This is a genomic window from Pseudomonas sp. PDM32 (assembly GCF_019219225.1).
Lineage (GTDB): Bacteria > Pseudomonadota > Gammaproteobacteria > Pseudomonadales > Pseudomonadaceae > Aquipseudomonas > Aquipseudomonas laurylsulfatiphila.
Genome location: NZ_JAHUWE010000012.1, coordinates 1 through 24,892 on the forward strand (window position 1 = coordinate 1; position 24,892 = coordinate 24,892).

Here is a 24,892-nt window from a genome sequence, read left to right on the forward strand (position 1 = left end):
CCGCCGGCCATCGTGTCGGCACCACTACCGCCGATGAGAATGTCATTGCCCGCATCACCATTGAGGATGTCGTTGCCGCCCAAGGCGTTCAGGAAGTCGTTGCCATCACCTCCGCTGGCCACGTCGTTGCCTGCCGTGCCGAACCATAGGTCGCCACTGGCGGTACCGACAAACACTTCACCGGCGGCCACCGGGGCCGTGGCGTCGGACGTAACGCTTTCGGCCACGCCGAAGTCATCCACGTAACTGACTACCACGCGCACCTGATCACCGACCTGAGCCTGGCCAAGCGCAAAGGTGCTGGCAGTGGCTCCGGCGATGTTGACGAAGGTCACCCCATTGGTTTCCTGCCACTGGAAGGTGAACTGCGGATTGCTGAGGCCATCGACATCGACGATGGTCGAGAGGTCGGCGGTCAGCACCTCGTTCAGAAACGCAAACCCGAGGATGCCCGGCCCTGCGGTCGGTGCGTTGTTCGCCGACGAGTCGACGATCTCCAGCGTACCACTGCCATCCTGATACACCGCCCGAACGCGGATGTTCAGACCGGCGACATCGTCCGCCACCCGATAGGTCTCGCCAATCGCCCGCGAAGCCTCGCCTGCGGCGATAAAGGTGATGTCTTCAAAGACGCCCGAACCCGGGATGTTTTCGACCTGCCAGTAGTAAGACACCGGACCGGTAACCGCACCGGTCGGGTTGGCCGCACTCACACTGTTTGCGTCGCGTAATGACCGATCGCTAACGCGCAACAGCTGCCCGGCGACAGGCGTATCCTCACGTGCACCGGTGGTAGCATCGAGGATCGCCAGACGACCCACAGGCCCGCTGTTCACGGCGGTGCCGACGCCGGACGTCTGCGCCTGGTCAGCAAACTGCAGACGCTCGATGCCCGTCAGGCGATCCACGCCATCACGGCCCGCCACCAGGTCGGTCACGATGACGGCATTGCCGTCGAGGGTGACGCTGTACTCCGACGCATTGCCGGAATACACCGCAGTGTCGAAGTTGTCAGTGCCGGTCAGAATCTCCCGCACGATGACCAATTGCCCCGGGTTGTAAGTGCCGTTCAGCATAAACGGTACCAGCGGTTCCATGCTGTTGAAGCTGGCGATTTCCGCGCCAGAGCCATCAGCGTTCGCCCGTACGCTGATGCGCACGTTCAGCCACTTGTCACCATCGATGATGTCGTCACCACCGCGACCTTCGATGAGGTCGCTGCCGCTGCCACCGAGAATGATGTTGCCACCGTCGAAGAACGTCGCGCCGGCTGGCAACAGACCCGCCAGGCCGTCGATCAGGCTGATGTTGGTCAGCACACTGCCGGTTGCACCTGCAGTGGGTAGCGATGTCGCATCTTCGTTATCACCGCGCAGGAAGTCACCGTGGGACGAACCCGACAGGCCTTCCATGATGTCGAAACGCACCAGCGCCGAGGCTCCCGAACCCGGCATCGGTGGCACATCGAAGAAGCGGTCGCTGTAATCGATGGTCACGCCCTGGGCGAGATCCTTGAAGGTCGCCCAGTCATAGCCGGAGCCGCCGATATAGCGGTCACCCATGCCGAGACTGCCGACCATGATGTCGTCACCGCCTTCGCCGTTGAACTTGTCGTTCTCGTTACCGCCGATGAATACATCGTGACCGATCACAGGATCGTTGCCGAGCGGGTCGAAGTTGTCGCCAGGTGCACCGTCCGAGGTGCCCTTCTCGATCCAGTCGTCGCCTTCGTTACCCATGTCCTGTTCGTTGGCCTTGCTGCCCAGAATGAAGTCGTTGCCCTGGCCACCAATGGCTTCGGAGGCGTCCTCACCGGTCACGATGAAGTCGTTGCCGAACCCGCCAATGATCAGGTTGATGCCGTTGCCTCCGTGCAGTACGTCGTTGCCGTCGCCACCCTGGAGGTTATCGTCGCCACCGGTGTCGGTGATGATGTCGTCGCCAACGCCACCACGCAGCTGGTCGTTGCCGTCACCGCCATCGATGCGATCGTTGCCGCCATCGCCCCAGACCGTGTCGTCACCTTCACTGGAAATGAGGATGTCGTCGTTATCGGTGCCACCCAGCACGATGTGCTCGGCACCGTTGTACCGGATGTAGTTGGTGTCCGCCCCCACGGTCAGCGGGTTGTCGCGGAACACCACCTGCTCGCCGTTCGGGCCGAGCGGATCAACGGAGACCAGGCCTTCGTTGAATTGCCTGCCCTGGTCCACTTCCAGGTAGAACCCGGGATCCGAGAACACCAGGCCCGGCAAGTGAGTGGCCGATGTGTTGGCCATGATCAGCTTGGCGAACGAGTTGCTTTCAAGTTCGGCATTCATCGACAGGCCAGAGGTACGCTCCAGGTAGTAGAAGCGATCGCCGTCCTGCAGTTTTTCCATCTGGTTCTCGAACACGAAGTTGAAGGTCGAACCGAGCATTCCGCCGAACGGGGTTTTCGCTTCGGCCAGGCCGCCGATCCAGAGATCGATCGCATCGACGCCTGTGATCGTGACATTTCTCAGGTCGTCCGCAGTGCCCGCTATCCCATCCCTGCCAGGCAGCGTCACGTTGGCATAGGCACCGGTGCTGTTGAGGAAGTCCAGGCGGTCAGCCGGCGCACCCACACCACCGAAGACCAGTGCCAGGGCTGCAGCGCGCTTGCCATCCAGCGTGGTCGCCGCCGTGATCGTGTCATGCGTGCCGTAGGCCGCAATGAAGTTGATCAACGACTCCGGATGTTTGAGGTACTGCACCAGATCGACCCAGCTGGTGTACGGCTTGAGTTGGGTATCACCGGTTTGGCTGTAGATATCGCGGCGGATCGCGTTGAGCGAGGGAATCCCCACATCGCGGCCACGGGCAATGTTGAGCGCCGGCAGGTCAAGCGGCAGACCGAGCAGGTTATTGCGCAGCGCCTCGGTGACGAACTCGTCGATTTCGTTACCGGCTTGCCGTGTTACCCCGCGTACGATCGCACTGGTCGCATCCTCTGGCGATACGCCACTGGCGGCGTACGCCAGCGGATTGAGGAATGCCGCGATCAAGCCCATTTGCTGATCGGGATTGGCGCTGGCCGGATCGCCTATCACGTTGAAGTCGATGTCGTAGCGATCGACGGTCTCGGTCAGCATCGAGTGGCCAAACCGGTATACGGTGTGGGCAAACTCGGCGACGATCGAGGCATCGAGGTCGACGTCGTAGACCTGGGTCGGTGCGAAGAACAGGTCGACTCGGGGCTGGATAGTCCGCGCAAACTCCTCGAACACCAGGTGCTGATACTGCATTTCGGTGCCGAACTTGGCAGCCTGGAACAAGCGCTCGCCATTCCACTGCAGCGCATCGAACTCGGCTTGGGTGGCAGGCAATGCGGTCACCGGATTGAGCAGCCACTCATTGAGGAAGGCCACGTCACCCGAATCGAGCACGGTGTCCTTGGTTTGCTGGACCAGACGGTTGTGCTCGGAGTGGAAGATCGCATGCACTGCAGTCAGGCCGATGTTCTCGTTGACCCGACCGTCGCCAGCGATGTAGTGAGCATCGAGCAGTTCATTGTCATAGGTCAGGTTGTTGCCGCCTGGGCCAACAGGCTGCGCATTGCCGACATCGGTGTCAGCGTCCGCCAGTAGAACGCCACCGACAACGACCGGAGTGGCGTTGTGCGCGATGTCGTTAAGGAAGGCATGCCCCGTGCGCACTGCGTTCACGAGGCTGACCGGACTGGCCGGATTGCCTTCAACAAGCGTAGTGACGTCGTCGGCGGTACCGGCAATGCCGTCTGCCCCGTTGTTGACCCGAATGACAATTTGCGGGAAGCCGTTCGGCCCTTTGAGGAAATTGCCATAGGCGTCAGTCGCCAGCAGCGGGCCGCTGTCGATATCGGCGTCGGTCAGATTGATACCGAGAATGTCACGGGCCTGGGCCTTGACCACCTTCCAGGTCGCCATGCCACCGATTTCAACGTCGTCAGCAGTACCAAACGTACCATCCGCCCCAAGGTCACGGTTAGTGATCAACCGGCCTGTCGCAACGGGGCCGTCGGCGGTCAGTTCATATCCGCGCAGGAACACCTGGTGCGACGGGTGCGAGCTGTAGGTCTGGTTCTGGTCCACGAACGGCGTGGTGGTGTTGGTGTGCTCATGGATGTCGTCGGCCGTGCCGAGAACCCCATCAGGCCCTGGCTGGTTGGTCGCGCGGGTCAGGACCATGAAGTTGGTCGGGCTACCAGGGACAAACAGTGGGTCATCCGGCTGAAGCGGAATGAAGACAGTGCCCGAGCCGCCTTTGGTCACCAGGTCCAGGCCATGGTCGAAGAACTGCCCGAAGAAGGTCATCCAGGCGTTGAATGGAGCTGACAGCCCCGCATCCGCCGCGGTGTTCTCGAACAGGTATACATCGTGATCATCGGCAGTACCGAACTGACCATCCATGCCGGGGCTGGCGACTATCTGAACGCCATCCTTGAGCACGTCGTCGTTACCCACCGCGCCGAAGTTGAGCACTCCGTCCGCACCCGGGTCGAAAGCCGTGGCATAGGCCGCCGGGTTGTTCGACGTCTGGTCGACGATCAGGTTACTGATGGTGCGCGGCTGCGAGTCAATCACAAGGCCGCCGTTGCTCGCATACGTCGTTCCCCCTTCCGCCGGATTGAAGACCGGATCGGTCAAGCGCGGAAAGACGTTGTCAGCAGCACCAAACTCGGTGTGATTGTTGCCGTTGAGGTTCAGCAGGTTGTTGTTCGACCCGTCGACCGCCCGCAGGCCCAATGGCGCGCGAATGTTCGGGATCAGCGAGAGGATGTCCTGACCGGACGCTTCAGCCTCGGCAATCTTGATCTGGTCAAGAATGAAGTTGAGGTCAGAGCGGACCATGTGCAGGCCTGCGCCACCGGCGGTGGCATCCACGACCGGTACTGGCGCTGTCGGTACGACCGGTGTGCCCGGAGCCACCACGGAGGTCGGCTGCGAGAACATCATTTCAGTGGTGCCATGGGCATCCTGGTAGATCGCCTTGACCCGCAACGACAGCCCGGCAAGGTCGGGAGAAACCTTGAACGAGGTGCCATCGGCACTCTGGAACGCCAGGTCACCGGCCGGCAACAGGATGATGTCCTCGAAAACGCCACTGCCCGGAGTTGCCTCGAACTGCCAGTAGTAGGACACGGAGCTATTGATCAAGCCCAGCGGATTACCCGCCGTGACGTTGTTGGCATCGCGCAGACCGGCCACGCTGACAGTCAGCGTGTCGCCCACGACGATCGCGCCGCCGTTGCCATCGGTGATAGTCGGACTGCCAGTCGGTTGGGCATTGAGCCCCGGCACCAGCACTTGCTGGTTATCGGCGAACTGCAGGCGTTCGATATGCAGCAGGGTATCGGTGCCGTCACGGCCCACTACGCTGTCTGTCACCGTATAGACGTCATCCGCCAGATTGGCGGTGCCGCGGTCGTCGACGGTCACCGTGTACTCGTCCTGAAGCCCGGAGTAAATGGCGGTGTCGAAGGCCGCCCCGCCGGTCGAGGTGCCGGGCAGGATTTCCCGCACGGCCTTGAGCTGACCGGGGTTAATGGTACCGTCCAGCATGAGCGGAATCATATCGACCATGCTGTCGAAGGAGGCGATTTCGGGACCGGTATGGTTGACGTCAGCCGGATCATAAACGGCAATCCTGACGTTGATCCATTTGTCGCCGTCGATCAGGTCATCACCACCGCGACCTTCGATCAGGTCACTGCCATTGCCACCGAGGATGATGTTGCCAGTGGCAAAGCCGGTGGTCGGCAAACCGGCATCGGCCAGGAACTGCGCCAGTCCGCGGATCAGCGCGACATTGGTCAGCGCACTGCCCGTGGCACCACCATGGTTGATGATGGTGTCGGCATCGACATCATCGCCTTTGAGCACGTCGCCGAAACTCGAACCGGACAAGCCTTCGACCTCGGCAAAACGGTCGAGAATCGAGGCCGGCGAGGCACCGACCGGATTGAACACCCCGGCGTTCTGGTTTGGTGTATTGCCGTGTGGCTGCGCCAGCGCGGCCAGCCTCAGGTCAGCGGTCACACCGACATTGTCGTTCTTGTAGGTGATCCAGTCGAAACCGGACATGCCGTCCATCTTGTCCTGGGCATCGCTGCCGACAAAGATGTCGTCGCCACCTTCGCCGATCATTTCGTCGAAGCCACCGCCGCCGACAAAGATGTCGTTACCGATCACATCGTCATTGAGCAATGGCGAGAAGTTATCGCCAGGTGCTCCGTCCTGGGTGCCCTTCTCGATCCAGTCATCACCTTCGTTACCGGTTGGTGGCAGGTTGGTCTTGGCACCGAGAATGAAGTCGTCACCCTGGCCGCCGAAGGTGGTGCTGATGTCTTCGGTGGTGATGATGAAGTCCTGGCCATCGCCCCCCAGGATCAGGTTGCCAGCAGCCAGCATGCTGCCAGCCACGATCACATCGTTACCGGCATTACCTTCAAGACGGTTGTCGCCAAACGAGTCGGAGATGATGTCATCGCCCGCGCCGCCCAGTACCGCATCGTTCCCGGCACCGCCTTCGAGGCGGTCATTGCCGCCATCGCCGTAAAGGGTGTCATCGCCGTCACCGGAGATGATGATGTCATTACCGGCGGTGCCACCCATGACGACATGGTCTTCACCGGTGTACTGCAGATAATTGGTGTCCGGACCGACAGTGTCGGGGTTGTCACGAATCACCAGCGATACGACTTCCACGCCGTTGATCATGATGCCGCCTGTCGGATCATCGCGGCCGGCTACACCCAGGCCGGTGAACTGATTGGCCTGATTCACCTCGAGGGTGAACGTCGGCGTCAGGAACACGGTGTTCGACAGGTGGGTGACATCGCTATTGAGCATGATCAGCTTGGCAAAGGAGTTGTTCTCAAGCTCAGTGCCGAAGTTCAGGCCCGCGGTACGCGACAGGTAGTAGAAGCGGTCGCCGTTCTGCAACGCTTCCATCTGGGTTTCAAACACGAAGTTGAACGTCGAGCCGAGCATGCCGCCGAACGGCATTTTCTGTTCGGCGAGGCCGCCGACCCAGAAGTCGATGTCGTCGACGCCAGTGATCGTCACACCTGTCTGGTCATCTGCAGTACCCAGTATCCCGTCCCTGCCGGCCGTCGTTACGTTGGCATAGGCACCGGTGCTGTTGAGGAAGTCCAGGCGGTCAGCCGGCGAACCCGCACCACCGAGTACCAGCGCCATGGCTGCAGCGCGTTTGTCTGCCAGCGTGGTCGCCGCCGTGATCGTGCTATGCGTACCAAAGGCCGCGATGAAGTTGACCAGTGACTCGGGGTGCTTGAGGCTGTCCGCCAGGTCAGCCCAACTGATGTATGGCTTGAGTTGGCTGTCACCGGTTGAGGCATAGAACTCACGCCGCGCCTCATTCAAGGTGGGAATGCCAGTGTCGCGACCACGCGCCAGGTTCAGGGCCGGCAAATCGAGCGGCAGGCCAAGCAGGTTGTTGCGCAACGCTTCGGTGACGAACTCATCGATCTCATTGCCGACCTGGCGGGTCACACCGCGAATGATCGCCCCTGCCGCCTCGTCCGCAGTCACGCCGCTACCGGCGAACGCCAGCGGGTTGAGGAAGGCCGCGATCAGCCCCATTTGCGAGTCTGGATTAGCCGGGTCAGTGAGCAACGGATTGAACGCAGGGTCAAAGCGATCGACGGTCTCGGTCAACATCGAGTGGCCGAAGCGGTACACCACGTGGGCGAACTCGGCGAGGATTGCCGGGTTGATCGAGGTGTCATAACCGTTGGGTGCAAGGAATTCGTCAATCTGCGGCTGAACGGTCCGCGCGAACTCTTCGAACACCAGGTGCTGATACTGCATCTCGGTGCCGAACTTGGCGGCCTGGAACAGGCGTTCGCCGTCCCACACCAGTGCAGCGATCCCGGCAGGTGTAGTCGGTATCGCGGTCACGTCGTCAGCCAGCCATTCATTGAGGAAGGCCAGGTCACCGGAGGCAAGGATGGTGTCCTTGGACTGCTGGACCAGCCGGTTGTGCTCGGAGTGGAACACATGGTGCACGGTGGTCAGGCCGATGTTCTCGTTGACCCTGCCGTCGCCGGCGATGTAGTGGGCGTCGAGCAGTTCGTTGTCATAGGTCAGGTTGTTACCGGTCGGGCCAACGGGCTGCGCATTGCCGACAGCGATGTCGGCATCCGCCTGCAGAACCCCGCCGACGACGACCGGCGCGGCATTGTGGGCAATGTCGTCGAGGAAGGCGTGCCCGGTACTCACGGCGTTGGCCAGACTGATTGGAGCAGCCCGGTTGCCTTCGACCAGTTGAGTGACGTCATCAGCCGTCCCGGCGATGCCGTCGGCACCGTTGCTGATGCGAATCACCACTTGCGGCATGCCGTTCGGCCCACGGATGAAGTTGCCGTAAGCATCGGTTGCCAGCAGCGGAACGTTATGCACATCGGCGTCAGTCAGGTCGATGCCGAGCATGTCACGGGCCTGGGCCTTGACCACCTTCCAGGTCGCCATCCCATCACCGGCGCCATCATCGGCAGTGCCGAATACGCCATCGGCGCCGAGATCGCGGTTGGTAATCAAGCGTCCTGTTGCAACAGGATCGCCTGCGGCGTTGAGAACGTACTCACGCAGGAACACCTGATGCGACGGGTGCGAGCTGTAGGTCTGGCTCTGGTCCACGAACGGCGAAGTGGTGTTGGGCTGGCCATCATCGGCAGTGCCAATTACTCCGTCCGCGCCCGCGGTACGCACGGCACGTGACAGCACCATGAAGTTGGTCGAGCTGCCCGGTACGAACAATGGATCGTCCGGCTGCAGCGGAATAAACACGACGTCGGTAGCGCTCTTGGAGACCAGGTCGAGACCGTGGTCGAAGAACTGTCCGAAGAAGGTCATCCACGAGTTGAAACTGGCGGTCAGGCCGACGTCCGGCGACACGTTGGGCATGAAGAACACGTCCTTGTCATCGGCCGTGCCAAACACCCCATCCAGCCCTGGGCTGCTGACAATCTGCACGCCATCCTTGAGTACGTCATCATTACCCGCCGTGCCGAAGTTGAGCACACCGTCCAGGCCCGGGTCGAAAGCTGCGGCATAGGCCGCCGGGTTGTTGGCGGTCTGGTCGACGATCAGGTTACTGATAATCCGCGGTTGCGGGTCGATCACCGTCCCGGTCCCGGCGTATGCCGGCGATAGAAAGGAAGGATCAAGCAGACGCGGGAAGGCGTTGTCCGCGGCGCCAAATTCACTCTGGCCGGTGAGCAGGTTATTGAAGCTGCCATCGACGGTACGCAGGCCGAACGGCACCTGAGTATTGGGAAGCAAATCAATGAGGCTGGCGCCGTCGGCATTCGCTTCAGCGATGAAGATTTGCTTGAGGATGAATTCCAGGTCCGACTTGTTGAAATTGGCCATTTTGGATTGCCCTCGATCTGTCTGGGTAAAGGCGCGGGACGAGAAGGTCCATCCGCGCCAAGTCACGTGCTGGCTTGTGCAGTTTGTTGGTCTTGTTTTCTAGCGAGAGAGCTGGCGTTACCCGGGACCCGGGATACGCGCCTGGAATTCGCGTAGTGAATGGCTCGCCGAACGGTCAGGCAGAGCGAGTACGCGCCCTGGGCGGGCCATGGAAACAGGAGGTAAAGGCAAACTTGCTGGAAAGCCCCTTCACTCTGCAAAAGAACGCAATGATCGACATGCTCTGCTCCTTCCGGGAAATCACCGCGCCTTGCGTTGCCAAAACGATGACAAGCTTCAGGCGGGCGGCCCCCCCGATAACTAAGACTAAAGTTCCATAGCAAATCTTTGTCAATATTACGTCGTTAAAACAGACGACTGGTGTTTGGTGATCACAACTAGCTGTTTTTAAAAGACATATAGAAAGTTGAGTGCAGGTATAGAGCGAAATGTTATTTCGGAGTGTTTCAGCGCGACCTACGCTGCTGCATAAGGGAGCAACGCAGAGATTTCGGAAGACTCGCCATCCACAGAGCGACCAGCCTGCGCGTGCATAAGTCGTTTAAGGGACTACATTTACTGTTAGCTGTTGCGCCCCAAGGGCAACCGCCTTTTCGAAGTGGGAGGATCACCATGCCCAAGCAGTCGAGCATCCGTTCCGAACTGGCCGACGCCCTTTTTCGCATGCGCCGCAGCTTTTACATGCTGGCGGCGTTCAGCGGCGTCATAAACGTCATGATGTTGACGCCAGCCGTTTATATGCTGCAGGTCTATGATCGAGCCCTGGTCAGTCGCAACGTCACGACACTGACGATGCTGACTGTGCTGGTGGTGGGTCTTTTCTTGCTGATGTCCACATTGGAAATGGTCCGCACCAAAGTGCTGATCCGGGTCGGCAACTGCCTCGACATGGAACTCAACCGACGCATTTTCAACGCGGCATTCGAACGCAACCTGAGCCGCGCCGGGGGTAATCCGGCCCAAGCCCTGCAAGACCTCTCCCAGGTTCGCCAGTTCGTCACCGGCAATTCCCTGTTTGCCTTCTTCGATGCACCGTGGACGCCGATCTACCTGCTGGTCGCCTATCTGATCCACCCGCTGCTCGGACTGCTCACGCTGATCGGCTCCCTGATTCTGATGGGCCTGGCTTATCTCACTGAAAAGGCGACGCAGAAACCGCTGGCCGAAGCCAATCAGGCCGCGATGTCCTCCGCCCAATACGCCAACAACAACCTGCGCAATGCCGAAGTCATCGAGGCCATGGGCATGCTGCCGTCGATCAGCAAGCGCTGGTTCCAAAGCCATTTGCGCATTCTGGAAATGCAGACCCTGGCCTCAGACCGCGCCGCCTTGATCAGCAGCACCGGGCGCTTTGTGCGTATCACGCTGCAGTCACTGATCCTCGGCGCCGGCGCGCTGCTGGCGATCGAAGGCAAGATCACCCCGGGGATGATGATTGCCTGCTCGATCCTCACCGGCCGTGCACTGGGTCCGGTGGAACAAGTCATCGCCTCGTGGAAGCAACTGCTAGGTTGCCGCTCGGCCTGGGCCCGGCTCAACGAAATGCTGCACGACTATCCGCGCCGGCCACCGAGCATGTCGCTGCAGCGGCCGCAGGGCATGCTGGCGGTGGAGAATGTGTATGCCGGTGCCCCTGGTACCAACAACACGATTCTGCGCGGCGTGGGCTTCAGCCTGGTCCCCGGTGAAAGCCTTGGCATCATTGGCCCGTCCGCCTCGGGCAAATCCACCCTCGCCCGCCTGCTGGTCGGGGTCTGGCCGGCGCAGGCCGGCAAGGTGCGCCTGGACGGCGCGGACATATTCACCTGGAACAAAGGCGAACTGGGCCCCTGGCTCGGCTACCTGCCACAGGACGTCGAGCTGTTCGAGGGCAACATCGCCGACAACATTGCGCGCTTTGGTGAAGTGGACAGCGAAGCGGTCATCCGCGCCGCCAAGATCACTGGGGTGCACGAGATGATCCTGCGTTTTCCGCAGGGTTATGACACCCGCCTGGGCACCGATGGCAGTCCGCTTTCAGGTGGCCAGAAGCAGCGCATTGCCTTGGCCCGCGCACTGTATGGCGAGCCCAATCTGATCGTGCTGGATGAGCCGAACGCCAACCTCGATGACGTCGGCGAAAAGGCCCTGGTCGATGCGCTGGCCGAACTCAAGGGCCGTGGCGCCACCGTGGTCCTGATTTCCCACCGTCCCAACGTACTCTGCGCCGTCGACAAGGTGCTGATGCTGCGTGACGGCGGCGTGCAGATGCTCGGCACGCGCGATGAAGTATTCGCAGCGCTGCGCAAGGCCAGTGTGATGCCTGCAGGCGCCTCGACTCCGCTGGCCTCCGTCAAAGCACGGGAGTGACCGATCATGCAAATGAGCCAACATACCGAGATGATTCCTGCCGATCCCCGCAGCATGGTGGATCTGGACGTCGGCAGACCCGCGCGATGGGGCGTGTGGCTGGTGATCGCCGGCTTCGGCGGCTTCCTCCTGTGGTCCTGGCTGGCACCGCTGGATGCCGGCGTGGTCGCGACCGGCACGGTCAAAGTCACCAACAATCGCAAAGCCGTACAGCACCTCACCGGCGGTACCGTGGAGGCCATTCTCGTTCGCGAAGGCGATTTAGTGAAAAAAGGACAGGAAGTGGTCCGCCTCGATTCATTGCGGGCCACTGCCGAAGAAGGTGCGATCAGCGCCCAGTACATCGTCAGCAAGACCGTGGAAAACCGCCTGGAAGCGGAACGGGACGGTCGCGATGTGGTGACCTACGATCCTGAGCTGCTCAAACGCTTCAAGGGTGACTACCGCCTGGAGGCCGCCATGGACCTGCAGCAGCGCCTGCTGGACACCCGCCGCGCCGGACTCGCTGGCGAAATCAGCATCCTGCAGGAGAACCTGGCAGCATCGGCAGTGCAGCTCAAGGGCCTGCAGCAGGTCTACAGTGCCCGCGCCTCGCAGATCGGTTTCCTCAACCAGGAACTGCAAGGTACCCGCGTGCTGTCGGCTGAAGGCTATGTGCCGCGCAACCGCCTGCTCGAGCTGGAGCGCAGCAACGCCGACCTGTCCGCCGGCCAGGCCGAGAACCTCAACAACATCGCCCGTGTGCGTAGCCAGACCACTGAAATCAAGCTGCGCATCCTGCAGCGCCAGCACGATTACCTCAAGGAAGTCGAATCGCAGCTGACTGAAACCGCCAAGGAAAACACTACCCTGGCCGACCGCCTGCGCGCGCTTGACTATGAAGTGACCCACACGGTGATTCGCTCGCCAATCGATGGCATGGTCCAGGGCCTGAGCATTGCCACCGTCGGCGGGGTCATTCAGCCCGGCTTCAAAATCATGGAAATCGTTCCGCTCAACGAACCGCTGCAGGTCGACGCGATGATTCCCGTGCAGGCCATCGACAAGATGGTCCCCGGCCTGCCCGTGGACATTTCCTTCCCGGCCTTCAACCATGCCAGGACGCCCAACATTCCAGGCCGGGTGCTGACCATCTCCGCCGACCGCCTGATGGACGAGGAAAGCAAGCAACCCTTCTATCTGGCCCAGGTGGAAGTCACACCCGACGGCATGAACCTGCTTGGCACCAATCACATTCGCCCCGGCATGCCCGCCAGCGTGACCATCAAGACGGGCGAACGCAACTTGATGAGCTATCTTCTTAAACCAATGCTCGAACGTGTGGACAGCTCATTCAAGGAACAATGAAATGGAACGTCATTGCCTGCTCTTCTGCCTGCTGGGGTTGGCCCTGCCGGCTGACGCCATGGACCTCAAACAAGCTTGGGACCTGTTGCAGTACCAGGGCCCGATCTACCAGGCCGCCGTGCATGAAAAAGAAGCCGGCGGCGAAAACCGCGCCATCGGCAAGGCCGGCCTGCTACCGCAGATCAATGCCTCGGCCTACGACAACAAGGTCAACGGCTCCCAAAGCCAGAGCGGCATCGACAGAGATCTCCACTACGACTCCAAGGGCGCCAATGTGCGCCTGCGCCAGCCGCTGTTCAACAAACAGAAGATGGCCGAGTACCGCCAGGGCCAACAGCGTGCCGACTACAGCAACGCGGTATTCGATGCCAAGACCCAGGACGCCGCGGTGCGCTTGGCCGAAAGCTATTTCGACGTGCTCCTGGCCAGCGAAACCATCACCCTGGCCAAGTCCAAACTGAACGCCTTTGATGAACAACTCGCCTCGGCGAAACGGCGCATGGAGTTGGGCGCAGGCACCGTCACCGACATCGACGAGTCGGCCGCCCGCCGCGACCTCGCCGAAGCCGAACTGATCGAAGCGCAGGACAACCTGGTCAACGCGCGCGCCAAGCTTGAGGAATACATCGGTGAAACTCCGGAATCCATGACCACCTTGCGTCCGAGTTTCGACACACCGCCGCTGCTGCCGAGCAACCTGCAGGACTGGTTGGTCAAAGCCCAGACCGACAGCCCGCTGATCCATGCGCGCCGCTATAGCCGCGACCTTGCCGCAGAAGAAGTGAAGCGTGCCAGCGCCGGCCACTGGCCAACACTGGATTTCATTGCCGGCTACACCGCGGGTGAAAGCCAATCACTTTCCGAACTGAACCAACGCAACCACTACGGCTCGATCGGGCTGGAAGTCAATATCCCGCTGTACAGCGGTGGCGGCGTCAGCGCGTTGACACGCCAAGCCAGTGCCAATAGCGACAAGGCCCTGGATGAGCTTGACGCCGCGCGTCAGGAAGTCATCACCGGAACCACCCGTGAGTATCAAGGCATACTGAGTGGCGCCAAACGCATTCACGCCCTGGAGAAGGCCGTAGTGTCCAACGAACGCTCACTGTTATCGACACGCAAGGGTTTCAAGGAAGGCGGCACCAGCACCAACTCGGACGTCCTCAATGCCGAAGAACTGCTCTTTGTTGCACGTCACGATCTGTTCGAGGCCAAAGTGCGCTATTTACTGTCGCGTCTGCGCCTGGCCTCTTCGGTGGGCAGCCTGGGCGACGACGATATCAACCAGATCAACGATTACCTCGGCCCGGAACTGCTGGTCACCAACTAACGTTCACCTGCCGGCCGGACGAGCAAAAGGGTGGCTGACCGGTGCCCCCCTCCCCGTCAATTCCCCTGGCGTTTAACCCGGTCATTCATTGCTGCCTATCGATGCAGAAAGGCCGCCGACAGCAAAAAACCGTCAGCGTTGAAATTTACCCACCTGGCCCTTGATTCCCTTTATGCTCGATCCGGTTCCAAATCAAAAGCCACACCCGGCTCCAGGCTGTAAACTGTGTCCCCATGCGCAAACTTTTGTATCTGACATTTTCCATGGCGTTGCTCGCCGCCCTCACGACCTACGCAATGTGGGCCGCAGACCGGCCGGTGGGTCACTACCTTTCGGACCTGCGGATCAACCTGGCTGTCGACCAGGGTACGCCTGCCGATCGCGGTAATCTGCTGGGCATTCAGCCCGAACTGTTTCCTACCGATTATCAAAGCCCCGAGCGTTTACACCGCAAACTCGCGGCCTATCTGCAAGCAGCCCGGGACCAGGGTTTGTTGAACGACAAGACCGTCGTCGTGTTGCCGGAACACGTCGGTACCTGGTTGATGGTCAGCGGCGAAAAGGATGAGTTGTATCAGGCCAGCACCCTCAAGGAGGCCATGAACTGGCTGGCGGTGAGCAATCCCCTGAAGTTCGCCAAAGCGTTGATCAGCGCCGAGGGTGGCAACCGTCTGGACGATGCCCACCTGCGCATGAAAGCCAAGGCGATGGCCAGAGACTACCAGGCATTGTTCGGTGGATTGGCCAGGGAGTTCCACGTGACGCTGGTCGCGGGCTCCATCGTGCTGCCCGAACCAAGCATCATCGACGGCACCTTGAAGATCGGTCGCGGCGCGCTTTACAACAGCAGCGTGGTGTTCAACAACGATGGCCTGCCGATCGGCCAGCCCCAGCGCCAGATGCACCCGTTCTTCGCAGAACAGAACGGGATCAAGGCGAACGCCGAACACTCGCTCAATGTCGTGGATACACCCGCAGGAAAGTTGGGCGTATTGATCGGACACGACAGCTGGTACCCGGAAAACTACCTCAAGCTCAACGACCAGAGCGTACAGCTGGTTGCGGTACCGGCCTTTGTTCCCGGCCGTGGCACCTGGGAGCAGCCGTGGCGTGGCTACAGGGGGGCATCGGAGCCGGCGTCGGTCAACCTCAAGCCCGGAGAAGTCAGCGAAGGCCAGGCCTGGCAGCGCCTGACCCTGACGACCCGGGTACCGGCCAGTCAGGCTGTCGCGGGCATGAGCGTGTTCCTGCGGGGGCAATTCTGGGATCAAGGCAGCGCCGGGCACAGTTTCCTCAGCCGCAACGGCCAGCAGTTTGCCGACGGCAACGCCCAGGGTGCGCGTTTGCTGAACCTCTGGTTGTAAGCCATGAAACCGCAGCCGATGCGCCTCGGCGACCTGTCGGTGGGCTTTGTTCATAGCCTGGCCGATGCCGTGCGCAGTCATGGCGTCGATCCGCAGCCACTGCTCGATCAATACGGCCTCGATGCAGCGCGACTGAGCGAGGCCGGTGCCCGCCTGTCAATACCGCGCTACATGCGCCTGGGCCACGGCGCCATTCAACTGACCGACAACCCGGCCCTTGGCTTGCGCATGGGGCAGCTCAGTCGCCTGAGCCAGGTCGGCCTCGCAGGGGTCACCGCCGCGCAGGCGCCCACAGTACGTGAAGCCGCGCGCTGCCTGATCCGCTTCGAAGCCTTGTACGGCTCCAATTATCGCGGCCAATCAAGCTTTCACGAAGACGCCCAGGGCGCCTGGCTGCGTTTCTATTCGATCAGCCCCTACAACGCCTACAACCGTTTCGTGGTGGATTCGATCATTGCTGGCTGGTTGCAGCAATTATCCAGTGTCAGCCCCATCCCGCTGCGCGCCGAACGTATCGAGATCGAATTCGACGAACCCGGTTACCGCGCGGCCTATGACGTCCTGGGTGACTGTCCGATCCAGTTTGGCAGCGAACGCAATCAACTGCGCCTGAGCCTGGCAAGCCTCGCCCAGCGCAACCCCGAGCATTGCCCGAGCACCTGGCGGCATTTGCTGCAACTGTGTGAGCAGGAGCTGGAACAACTGACACGCACCCGCAGCCTGCGAGAACGCATCATCGCGCTGCTGGGTCCCTTGCTCAATGGTGGCCGGGAGCCCGACCTGGAAGAAGTGGCGGCACGCCTGAAGCTGCCCACCTGGACCCTGCGCCGCAAACTTGCCGAGGAAGGCACGCAATTTCGCGCAATCCTCAATGAAACCCGTCGCGATCTGGCCATGACCTACATACGCGACACCGAACTGGCGTTCGGGGAAATCGCCTACCTGCTGGGCTTTGCCTCAGCCGAAGCGTTTCAACGCGCATTCAAACGCTGGAACGGGCAGACACCCGGCGAGTTTCGCCGCAGTCATCGCCAGTCCGCCTGATGCCTACAGCTCGGTAGCGTCTTCCGCCGGCTCCAGCGGGTCCAGTTCGAACGCCTGGTACTCGAGCAGCTCTTCTTGATAATCGTCCATTGTTGAATCCCCCGACATGCATTGAAAACGCTTGAATAAATGACCAGCCCCTTGAGCATAAAGTGCCCGCGTGAAGGAAAAATGACGCGGACACGACACTCCGTCGCTACTGAATAAAACGTAGCAGCTGGTCAGGAATTTATCATTGGTTTTTTTCGCGGGAGGCCGCAGGACAGCGGCCTTGTTTGACGCGGATCAATCCATGCGCTCGCTTCGGGATCGTGACTCGTTGGCCGATCCCGTAACGCGAACAATCACTGGCCGGTGACAGGCATCGCCGGAATCGCCTCGCTCGGCGGCGGCATGTCGGTTGGATTTGTCGGTGGCGTGATGGTTTCTACCGACGGTGCCGGATCCATGTTCTGAACCGGGGTAATCGGTGCCGCCTCAGGCGGCGGCATGACCGGCTCAGAGGCCGCTGGAGCGAGTTCCACTGGAGCCGGTGCCGGAGTCACCGGGGTTGGTTCTGCGGTCGGTGCAGTGGTCGCGGCGGGCGCCAGAGGAGCCGGTGCCGCTTTGGCTTCAGGCATGCCCAGGTCTGTTTTCGGCTTTTCGGTGATGTGCGCAGCCTTTTTCGCTTCCGGCGGCAGGAACAGCTCGACCAGCGCAAAGAAACGCTCGTAGAACTTGGCAGACGAGACGGTTTCGCTGGCGACCTTGACCATCGAGTCGTCAGATGAGCCGATCGGCATCGACACCGAGCCCAGCACACCCACACCAAGACTGGCGGAGTTGTTGGTTTTCTTCAGCGCATAACGATCCTGCAGGGCGTTGGCGAACATGGTCGCGTGGTGCCCTTCGCTACCGTCATCGGCACAAACCACACTGAAGCTGATCTCCATGTGGTTCTCGCCGGTCTGCTGGAAGCTCTTGTGACCGCTGACCAGCTTCGGGTCGTTGCTGGTGATGATGTAACCCTGGCTGAGCAAGGCGCGGCGGGCGGCTTCACAGCTCTGGATATCGGTGACCGGATAGTTACGGGAAAAGGTGCCGGAATCGTCGAAGTTCTCATGCTCGTAGATGGCGCTTTTGTTCGATGAACAACCAGCCGCTGTGACGAGCACGGCTGCCAGCCCGACAACCCGCATGGGAAGTGATTTAAACATTGAACATCCTGAGGAAAACGGTTCGGGGCGTATTGTGCAACAGATCGATGCTTAGCGGAGCATCGATCGTGTCTTAAAACGGTTACAGGCTGATTGACCGCGGTTTTGTGTAAAAGTCACCGCGGCAAATGACGTACGGCCAAACGAAAAGACCCCGGCGTTTCGGCCGGGGTCTGCTGTGTCGCGCTAAACCTGGTCAGGCATCAATACTTCTTGATATCCGCCTGGCTTTCCAGCTGCTTGCGATACGCCGCAAAGTCTTGCTGGCCGATGCGCGATGCGAGGTAGCGACGATACTGCGCTTTCTCTTCATCGGTAGGCGCCGCGGCTTCGTTCACGCCATTGAGGCGCACGATCATCAGGCTGCCATCCGCCAGCGTCACGCTGGTGAAGGTCGGCTTGTCCTTGGCCACAGGCTTCGCCATGCGGAACAGCGCTTGCAGCACAGCAGGATCAACCCCTTCCTGAGCGCGAGTCGCCGCCTCGGTGACTTTCCAGGCCTGGCCGTCGACGGCCTGATCCAGCGGGGTCTTGCCATCGCGCAGGTTGGCGATCAAGGCGTCAGCCTTGGTCTTGGCATCGGCGCTGGCGTGCTCCTTGGCCAATTGCCCGCGGATGGCCGCATCAACGCTTTCCAGCGGCAGCTGCGAAGGCTTCAGGTGCTCCTTGGCACGCAACACGACCACGGTTTCCGGATCGAGCTCGATGGCGGTGCTGTTCGCACCCTCATCCAGGACTTCCGGGCTGAACGCGGCAGTGATCACGGCACGGTTGGCTGCAATACCCTCACCGCCTTCACGGCCGAACGGCTTGGACGTCTGTACGGTTAGTTTCAGGTCCTGCGCCGGTTGAGCCAGATCGGACGCTTCGAACGAGGCGTCTTCCAGTTGCTTGCTTGCCTCAACGAAACGCTGCTCGACCTGCTGGGTTTTCAGCGCGCGGGTCAGTTTGTCTTTCAAGCTGGCGAAGGTTGGCACTTCAGGTGCTTCCACACCCAACAGCTTGATCAGGTGGAAACCGAAGTCAGTGCGAACCGGCGCCGAAACCTGATCCTTGGCCAACGAATACAGGGCTTTTTCGAACGCAGGATCGTAGACGCCAGGACCGGCATAACCCAGGTCACCGCCGTTGTTTGCCGAACCCGGATCCTGGGAGAACTCCTTGGCCAGCGCCTCGAACTGCTCACCCTTGGCCAGACGGGCCTGGATCTCTTCGATCTTCGCCTTGGCTTGCGCCTCGGTGGTCTTGTCGTTCACTTCAATCAGAATGTGCGCAGCCCGGCGTTGCTCGGACAGGTTCGCGATTTCTTTCTGATAGGCCGCTTGCAGGTCTTCGTCGTTGACACTGACCTGGTCGAAGAAGGAAGCCTTCTTCAACTCGAGGTAATCGATGACCACCTGATCCGGCGTCATGAATTCCCTGGCGTGTTCGTCGTAATAGGCCTTGACCTCTTCGTCGGTTAGCTTCACAGCCGACGGGTCAGCCTTGATGTTCAGCGAAGCGAAATCGCGGGTCTGTTTTTCCAGACGGGCAAATGCCAGCACCTGCGCATCGGTCACGAAACCGCTACCGGCCAGACCGGCACGCAGCTGGCCAATCAGCATTTCCTGAGCCAGCATCTGGCGGAATTGCATGCGGGTATAGCCAAGCTGGCGAATAACCTGATCGAAACGCTCGGAGCTGAACTTGCCATCAACCTGAAATTCCGGTGTTTGCAGGATGACCTGATCAAGTGCCGCTTCGGAAAAGGCAAACTTCGATTGTTCTGCGCCTTGCAGCAGCAGCTTGCGATCGATCAGGCCCTTCAGAGCCGATTCGCGCAACATTTTTTCGTCCAGCAAGGAAGCATCGAAATCCTTGCCCAGCTGTTGCATGAGCTGGCGGCGTTGCATATCGACCGCCTGGCTCAGCTCGTTCTGGCTGATTTCTTCACCATTGACCTTCGCCGCTTCATTCTTGCTCGTCGTGGCCTGAAAAATGGCGTCGAAACCGGTCAAGGCCATCAGCGCAACGATGACCCCGATAATAGTCTTGGCAATCCAGCCTTGTGAATTGTCCCTGATATTCTGCAGCATGCGTCCCCCAGAAACGGTTGAACTTCAAAATTAGGCAACCGTGGAGCGTGGGTAGAATCCGGATAGAAGAAAGGCGCATCCGAGGATGCGCCTTCTCGTAACTGGCGGAGCGGATCAAGGACTCGAACTGGCGACCCTTGGTGTCTTGAACCGGCGACCTGCAGTCAGGACTGCCGCTCCGCTGCCAAGTCAGGCATGACCCCGACCCGGATGGGTAAAAACCTGAATCGAACTTAGTTGACAGCTTCTTTCAGTGCTTTACCGGCTTTGAAACCTGGTTTTTTGGCTGCTGCGATTTCCAGCGTCTTACCGGTCTGTGGGTTACGACCGATGCGAGCTGGACGATCGGTTACGGAGAAGGTACCGAAACCAACCAGAACAACAGAGTCGCCAGCCTTGAGAGCGCCAGTGACGGATTCGATTACAGCGTCCAGCGCACGGCCAGCAGCAGCTTTCGGGATATCAGCGGATGCAGCGATAGCATCAATCAGTTCCGACTTGTTCACTCTAAGTCCCCTTATATCTATTTGAGTATGATTCTAAGTTTTTTTGGTGAAAGCAAAAACGAGTGCTGAATGGCCTACAGACACTTAAGAGCCGCTTTATAACAAGGGCTCTAAAAAACTGTCAAGGAAGCCCCCCAGGCAAATACGTACTAATGCGTGCTAATTCTTTCCTTAGAATCCGCGTCGCGTTTCTCATCCTTCGCGACTATCTCCGGAGCCACGTCCGGCAAGGGCTCCGGCGCGTATTGCAACGCAATTTGCAGGACCTCGTCAATCCATTTAACCGGTTTAATCTGTAGATCCTGCTTGATATTGTCCGGAATCTCTTTGAGATCGCGCACATTCTCTTCAGGAATGATCACCGTCTTGATTCCGCCACGATGTGCCGCCAGCAGTTTTTCTTTCAAGCCGCCAATGGCCAGCACCTGGCCACGCAAGGTGATTTCACCGGTCATGGCGACATCCGCGCGCACCGGAATGCCGGTCAATGCCGAAACCAGGGCCGTGCACATGCCCACGCCAGCGCTAGGGCCGTCTTTCGGGGTCGCCCCTTCCGGCATATGGATGTGCGTGTCGCGCTTCTCATGGAAGTCCAGGGGAATGCCCAGGCTCTTCGCCCGACTGCGAACAACGGTCAACGCGGCCGTGATCGACTCGACCATCACATCACCCAGAGAACCGGTCTTGATCAACTGGCCCTTACCCGGTACCACAGCGGCTTCGATGGTCAGCAGTTCGCCACCCACCTGAGTCCACGCCAACCCGGTCACCTGGCCGATCTGATCCTGCTGCTCGGCCAGGCCATAGCGGAATTTACGCACGCCCAGGAAGTGCTCCAGCATGTCTGCGGTGACCTTCACCGAGAAGCGTTTTTCCAGCGCATGTTCCTTGACGGCCTTGCGGCAAACCTTGGCAATCTGCCGCTCAAGGCCACGCACACCGGCTTCACGGGTGTAGTAGCGAATGATGTCGCGAATCGCTTCGGCGTCGAATTCCAGCTCGCCTTTTTTCAAACCGTTGGCAGTGATCTGCTTCGGCGAAAGGTACTTCACGGCGATGTTGATCTTCTCGTCTTCGGTGTAGCCCGGCAGACGGATCACTTCCATCCGGTCGAGCAGCGCCGGCGGAATGTTCATCGAGTTCGAGGTGCACAGGAACATCACATCGGACAGGTCGTAATCGACTTCCAGATAGTGATCGTTGAAATTGTGGTTCTGCTCGGGATCGAGCACTTCCAGCAACGCCGATGCCGGATCGCCGCGCATGTCGCTGCCCATTTTGTCGATTTCGTCGAGCAGGAACAGCGGGTTGCGCACGCCCACTTTTGTCATCTTTTGAATCAATCTTCCTGGCATCGAACCGATGTAAGTACGGCGATGACCACGAATTTCCGCCTCGTCACGCACGCCGCCGAGGGCCATGCGTACGAACTTGCGGTTGGTGGCATGCGCAATCGACTCCGCCAGGGACGTTTTACCGACCCCTGGAGGACCGACCAGGCACAGCACCGGACCACGAATCTTCTTCACGCGTTTTTGCACGGCGAGGTATTCGAGGATGCGTTCCTTGACTTCCTCGAGACCATAGTGGTCGGCATCGAGAATGTCTTCGGCACGCGCCAGATCCAGGCGCACCTTGCTCTGGGCCTTCCACGGCACCTGAACCAGCCAATCGATGTACGATCGCACCACGGTCGCTTCCGCGGACATCGGTGACATCTGCTTGAGCTTGTTCAGTTCGGCCGTCGCCTTGGCCAGGGCATCTTTGGGCAGACCGGCGGCATCGATACGTTTTTTCAGCTCTTCGACTTCATTGTGACCTTCATCACTGTCGCCGAGCTCTTTCTGAATGGCCTTCATCTGCTCATTCAGGTAGTACTCGCGCTGGCTGCGCTCCATTTGTTTCTTGACGCGGCCGCGAATGCGTTTTTCGACTTGCAGCAGGTCGATCTCGGCATCGAGCAACGCCAGAACGTGCTCGACCCGGGCCGACAGATCGATGATTTCGAGGATTTCCTGCTTCTGCTCGATCTTCAGGGCCATGTGCGCGGCCATGGTGTCCACCAGGCGGCCAGGCTCATCGATGCTGTTGAGCGACGAGAGGACTTCAGCCGGGACTTTCTTGCCCAACTGCACGTATTGCTCGAACTGCGACAGCAGGCTGCGAACGAATACCTCCGACTCGCGCTCTGGTGCGTCAACTTCGTCGATCAGGGAGACTTCGGCACGGCAGTGGCCGTCCACTTCGCTGAAGCGCTCAACGGCGCCCCGCTGCTCACCTTCGACCAGGACCTTGACCGTGCCGTCAGGCAGCTTCAGCAGCTGCAGAACGGTGGCAATCGTACCCACGCGATACAGGGCATCTTCACCAGGATCGTCGTCAGCCGGGTTTCTCTGGGCCAGCAGAAGAATCTGCTTGTCACCCGTCATCGCAGCCTCGAGGGCTTCGATGGATTTCTCGCGCCCCACGAACAGCGGGATAACCATGTGCGGATAAACCACGACATCACGCAATGGCAGGAGAGGCAATTCGATGGTGGTCTTCATGATTTCGCCTCTACGGCGGCCGTAAGGCCGTAAACAGATGGAAGTAAGCTTGAAACCAAGATGGGGGCTGCTCTGGAAAAAAACAAGCAGATAAAGGAACGACTTTTAAGATCGAAGCCTGCAGGGGGCTGGATACTTCGCATAACCCTGTAGGAGCTGCCGCAGGCTGCGATCTTTTGATCTTGCTCTTTTGAAAAGCAAAGTCAAAAGATCGCAGCCTGCGGCAGCTCCTACAAAAGCCAGGCCGCCGTTCCGGCGAGCCAACCCCAAATAGCAAAGGGGCCCGAAGGCCCCTTCTTTGTTCAGGCTGCGCGACGCTTAAGCGTCTGGCGCGGCCTTGGCGGTCGGCTCACTGTTTTCATAGATATACAGTGGCTTGGACTTGCCTTCTATCACGCTTTCATCGATCACTACTTTGCTCACCTCGGATTGCGAGGGGATTTCATACATAGTGTCGAGCAATACACCTTCGAGAATCGAACGCAGGCCACGGGCACCGGTTTTACGCTCCAGGGCACGCTTGGCGACCGATTTCAGAGCGTCGGAACGGAATTCCAGGTCAACGCCTTCCATCTCGAACAGCTTGGCATACTGCTTGGTCAGAGCATTTTTCGGCTCGGTGAGGATCTGCATCAACGCAGCCTCGTCAAGCTCGTCCAGCGTCGCAAGTACCGGCAGACGTCCAACGAATTCCGGGATCAGACCGAACTTGACCAGGTCGTCAGGCTCGACTTCACGCAGGGACTCACCGACTTTCTTGCCTTCTTCCTTGCTGCGCACTTCCGCGTTGAAACCGATACCGCCCTTGGTGGAACGGTTTTGAATAACCTTTTCCAGACCGGAGAACGCACCGCCGCAGATGAACAGGATGTTACGGGTGTCGACCTGAAGGAATTCCTGCTGCGGATGCTTGCGACCACCTTGAGGCGGAACGGAAGCGACCGTGCCTTCGATCAACTTGAGCAGGGCCTGCTGCACGCCTTCACCGGAAACATCCCGGGTGATCGACGGGTTGTCGGATTTGCGCGAAATCTTGTCGATTTCATCGATGTAGACAATGCCCATCTGGGCTTTTTCCACGTCGTAATCGCATTTCTGCAGCAGCTTCTGAATGATGTTCTCGACATCTTCACCCACGTAACCCGCCTCGGTGAGGGTGGTTGCGTCGGCGATGGTGAACGGAACGTTCAGCAAGCGGGCCAGTGTTTCGGCAAGCAGGGTTTTACCCGAGCCTGTCGGGCCGATCAGCAGGATGTTGCTCTTGCCGAGTTCGACGTCGTCATTCTTCTTGTCACGCTGATTCAGGCGCTTGTAGTGGTTGTACACCGCTACAGCCAGAACCTTTTTCGCACGCTCCTGACCAATCACATACTGATCAAGGATGCCGCTGATTTCTTTAGGCGAAGGCAATTTATGCGCGCTGCTTTCTGCCTGTGCTTCCTGCACCTCCTCGCGGATGATGTCATTGCACAGGTCGACGCACTCGTCGCAGATAAAGACCGAGGGGCCGGCAATCAATTTGCGCACTTCATGCTGGCTTTTGCCACAGAAGGAGCAATAGAGCAGCTTGCCGTTGTCCTCGCCGTTGCGGGTGTCAGTCATTCGTTCGATCCAAATCCGATAGGCTTGCAACACAAGATGAAGGCTATTGCGGGCTTTTTCAAGCCCGCAGGTGATCGG

The 24,892-nt window shown here is 59.7% G+C and carries 11 protein-coding genes; 5 read left to right on the forward strand and 6 right to left on the reverse strand.

Features of this window, described 5'->3' with window-relative positions; translation table 11 throughout:
* Positions 1 to 9,395 (reverse strand): peroxidase family protein (locus KW846_RS21785; RefSeq protein WP_218485166.1); only part of this gene is annotated, 9,395 nt, incomplete at its 3' end.
* Between the two features lie 672 nt (positions 9,396 to 10,067).
* Between KW846_RS21785 and KW846_RS21790 the strand changes: the two genes are divergently transcribed.
* The 5 genes from KW846_RS21790 (at position 10,068) to KW846_RS21810 (ending at position 16,889) form a co-directional block, all read left to right on the forward strand.
* Positions 10,068 to 11,804: a type I secretion system permease/ATPase gene (locus KW846_RS21790; RefSeq protein ID WP_007970744.1), complete on the forward strand. Its 1,737-nt coding sequence runs from the start codon at positions 10,068 to 10,070 to the stop codon at positions 11,802 to 11,804.
* 6 nt (positions 11,805 to 11,810) lie between these two features.
* Positions 11,811 to 13,151, forward strand: coding sequence for an HlyD family type I secretion periplasmic adaptor subunit (locus KW846_RS21795; protein ID WP_007970745.1), 1,341 nt, complete (start codon positions 11,811 to 11,813; stop codon positions 13,149 to 13,151).
* Position 13,152: 1 nt separating this feature from the next.
* Complete coding sequence (locus KW846_RS21800) at positions 13,153 to 14,481, forward strand: TolC family outer membrane protein (protein ID WP_218485168.1); 1,329 nt, start codon at positions 13,153 to 13,155, stop codon at positions 14,479 to 14,481.
* A 233-nt stretch (positions 14,482 to 14,714) separates the two neighbouring features.
* The gene (locus tag KW846_RS21805; RefSeq protein WP_218485171.1) at positions 14,715 to 15,845 is read left to right on the forward strand and encodes a carbon-nitrogen hydrolase family protein; all 1,131 of its coding nucleotides are present in this window, start codon (positions 14,715 to 14,717) and stop codon (positions 15,843 to 15,845) included.
* A 3-nt stretch (positions 15,846 to 15,848) separates the two neighbouring features.
* Positions 15,849 to 16,889 (forward strand): AraC family transcriptional regulator, encoded by a 1,041-nt coding sequence (locus KW846_RS21810; RefSeq protein WP_218485172.1) that lies wholly within the window; start codon positions 15,849 to 15,851, stop codon positions 16,887 to 16,889.
* 344 nt (positions 16,890 to 17,233) lie between these two features.
* Here KW846_RS21810 and KW846_RS21815 read toward each other — a convergent pair whose 3' ends face one another.
* The 5 genes from KW846_RS21815 to clpX form a co-directional block, all read right to left on the reverse strand.
* The gene (locus KW846_RS21815) at positions 17,234 to 18,085 is read right to left on the reverse strand and encodes a DUF2242 domain-containing protein (RefSeq protein WP_218485175.1); all 852 of its coding nucleotides are present in this window, start codon (positions 18,083 to 18,085) and stop codon (positions 17,234 to 17,236) included.
* Positions 18,086 to 18,288: 203 nt separating this feature from the next.
* Positions 18,289 to 20,160, reverse strand: coding sequence for a SurA N-terminal domain-containing protein (locus KW846_RS21820; protein WP_218485177.1), 1,872 nt, complete (start codon positions 20,158 to 20,160; stop codon positions 18,289 to 18,291).
* A gap of 233 nt (positions 20,161 to 20,393) precedes the next feature.
* Positions 20,394 to 20,666, reverse strand: a complete 273-nt coding sequence (locus tag KW846_RS21825) for an HU family DNA-binding protein (RefSeq protein ID WP_002552737.1) — start codon at positions 20,664 to 20,666, stop codon at positions 20,394 to 20,396.
* 149 nt (positions 20,667 to 20,815) lie between these two features.
* Positions 20,816 to 23,212, reverse strand: a complete 2,397-nt coding sequence (lon, locus tag KW846_RS21830; protein ID WP_104447853.1) for an endopeptidase La — start codon at positions 23,210 to 23,212, stop codon at positions 20,816 to 20,818.
* Between the two features lie 318 nt (positions 23,213 to 23,530).
* On the reverse strand, positions 23,531 to 24,814 hold the full coding sequence (gene clpX, locus KW846_RS21835) for an ATP-dependent Clp protease ATP-binding subunit ClpX (protein ID WP_007982210.1): 1,284 nt from the start codon (positions 24,812 to 24,814) through the stop codon (positions 23,531 to 23,533).
* Positions 24,815 to 24,892: the final 78 nt, after the last annotated feature.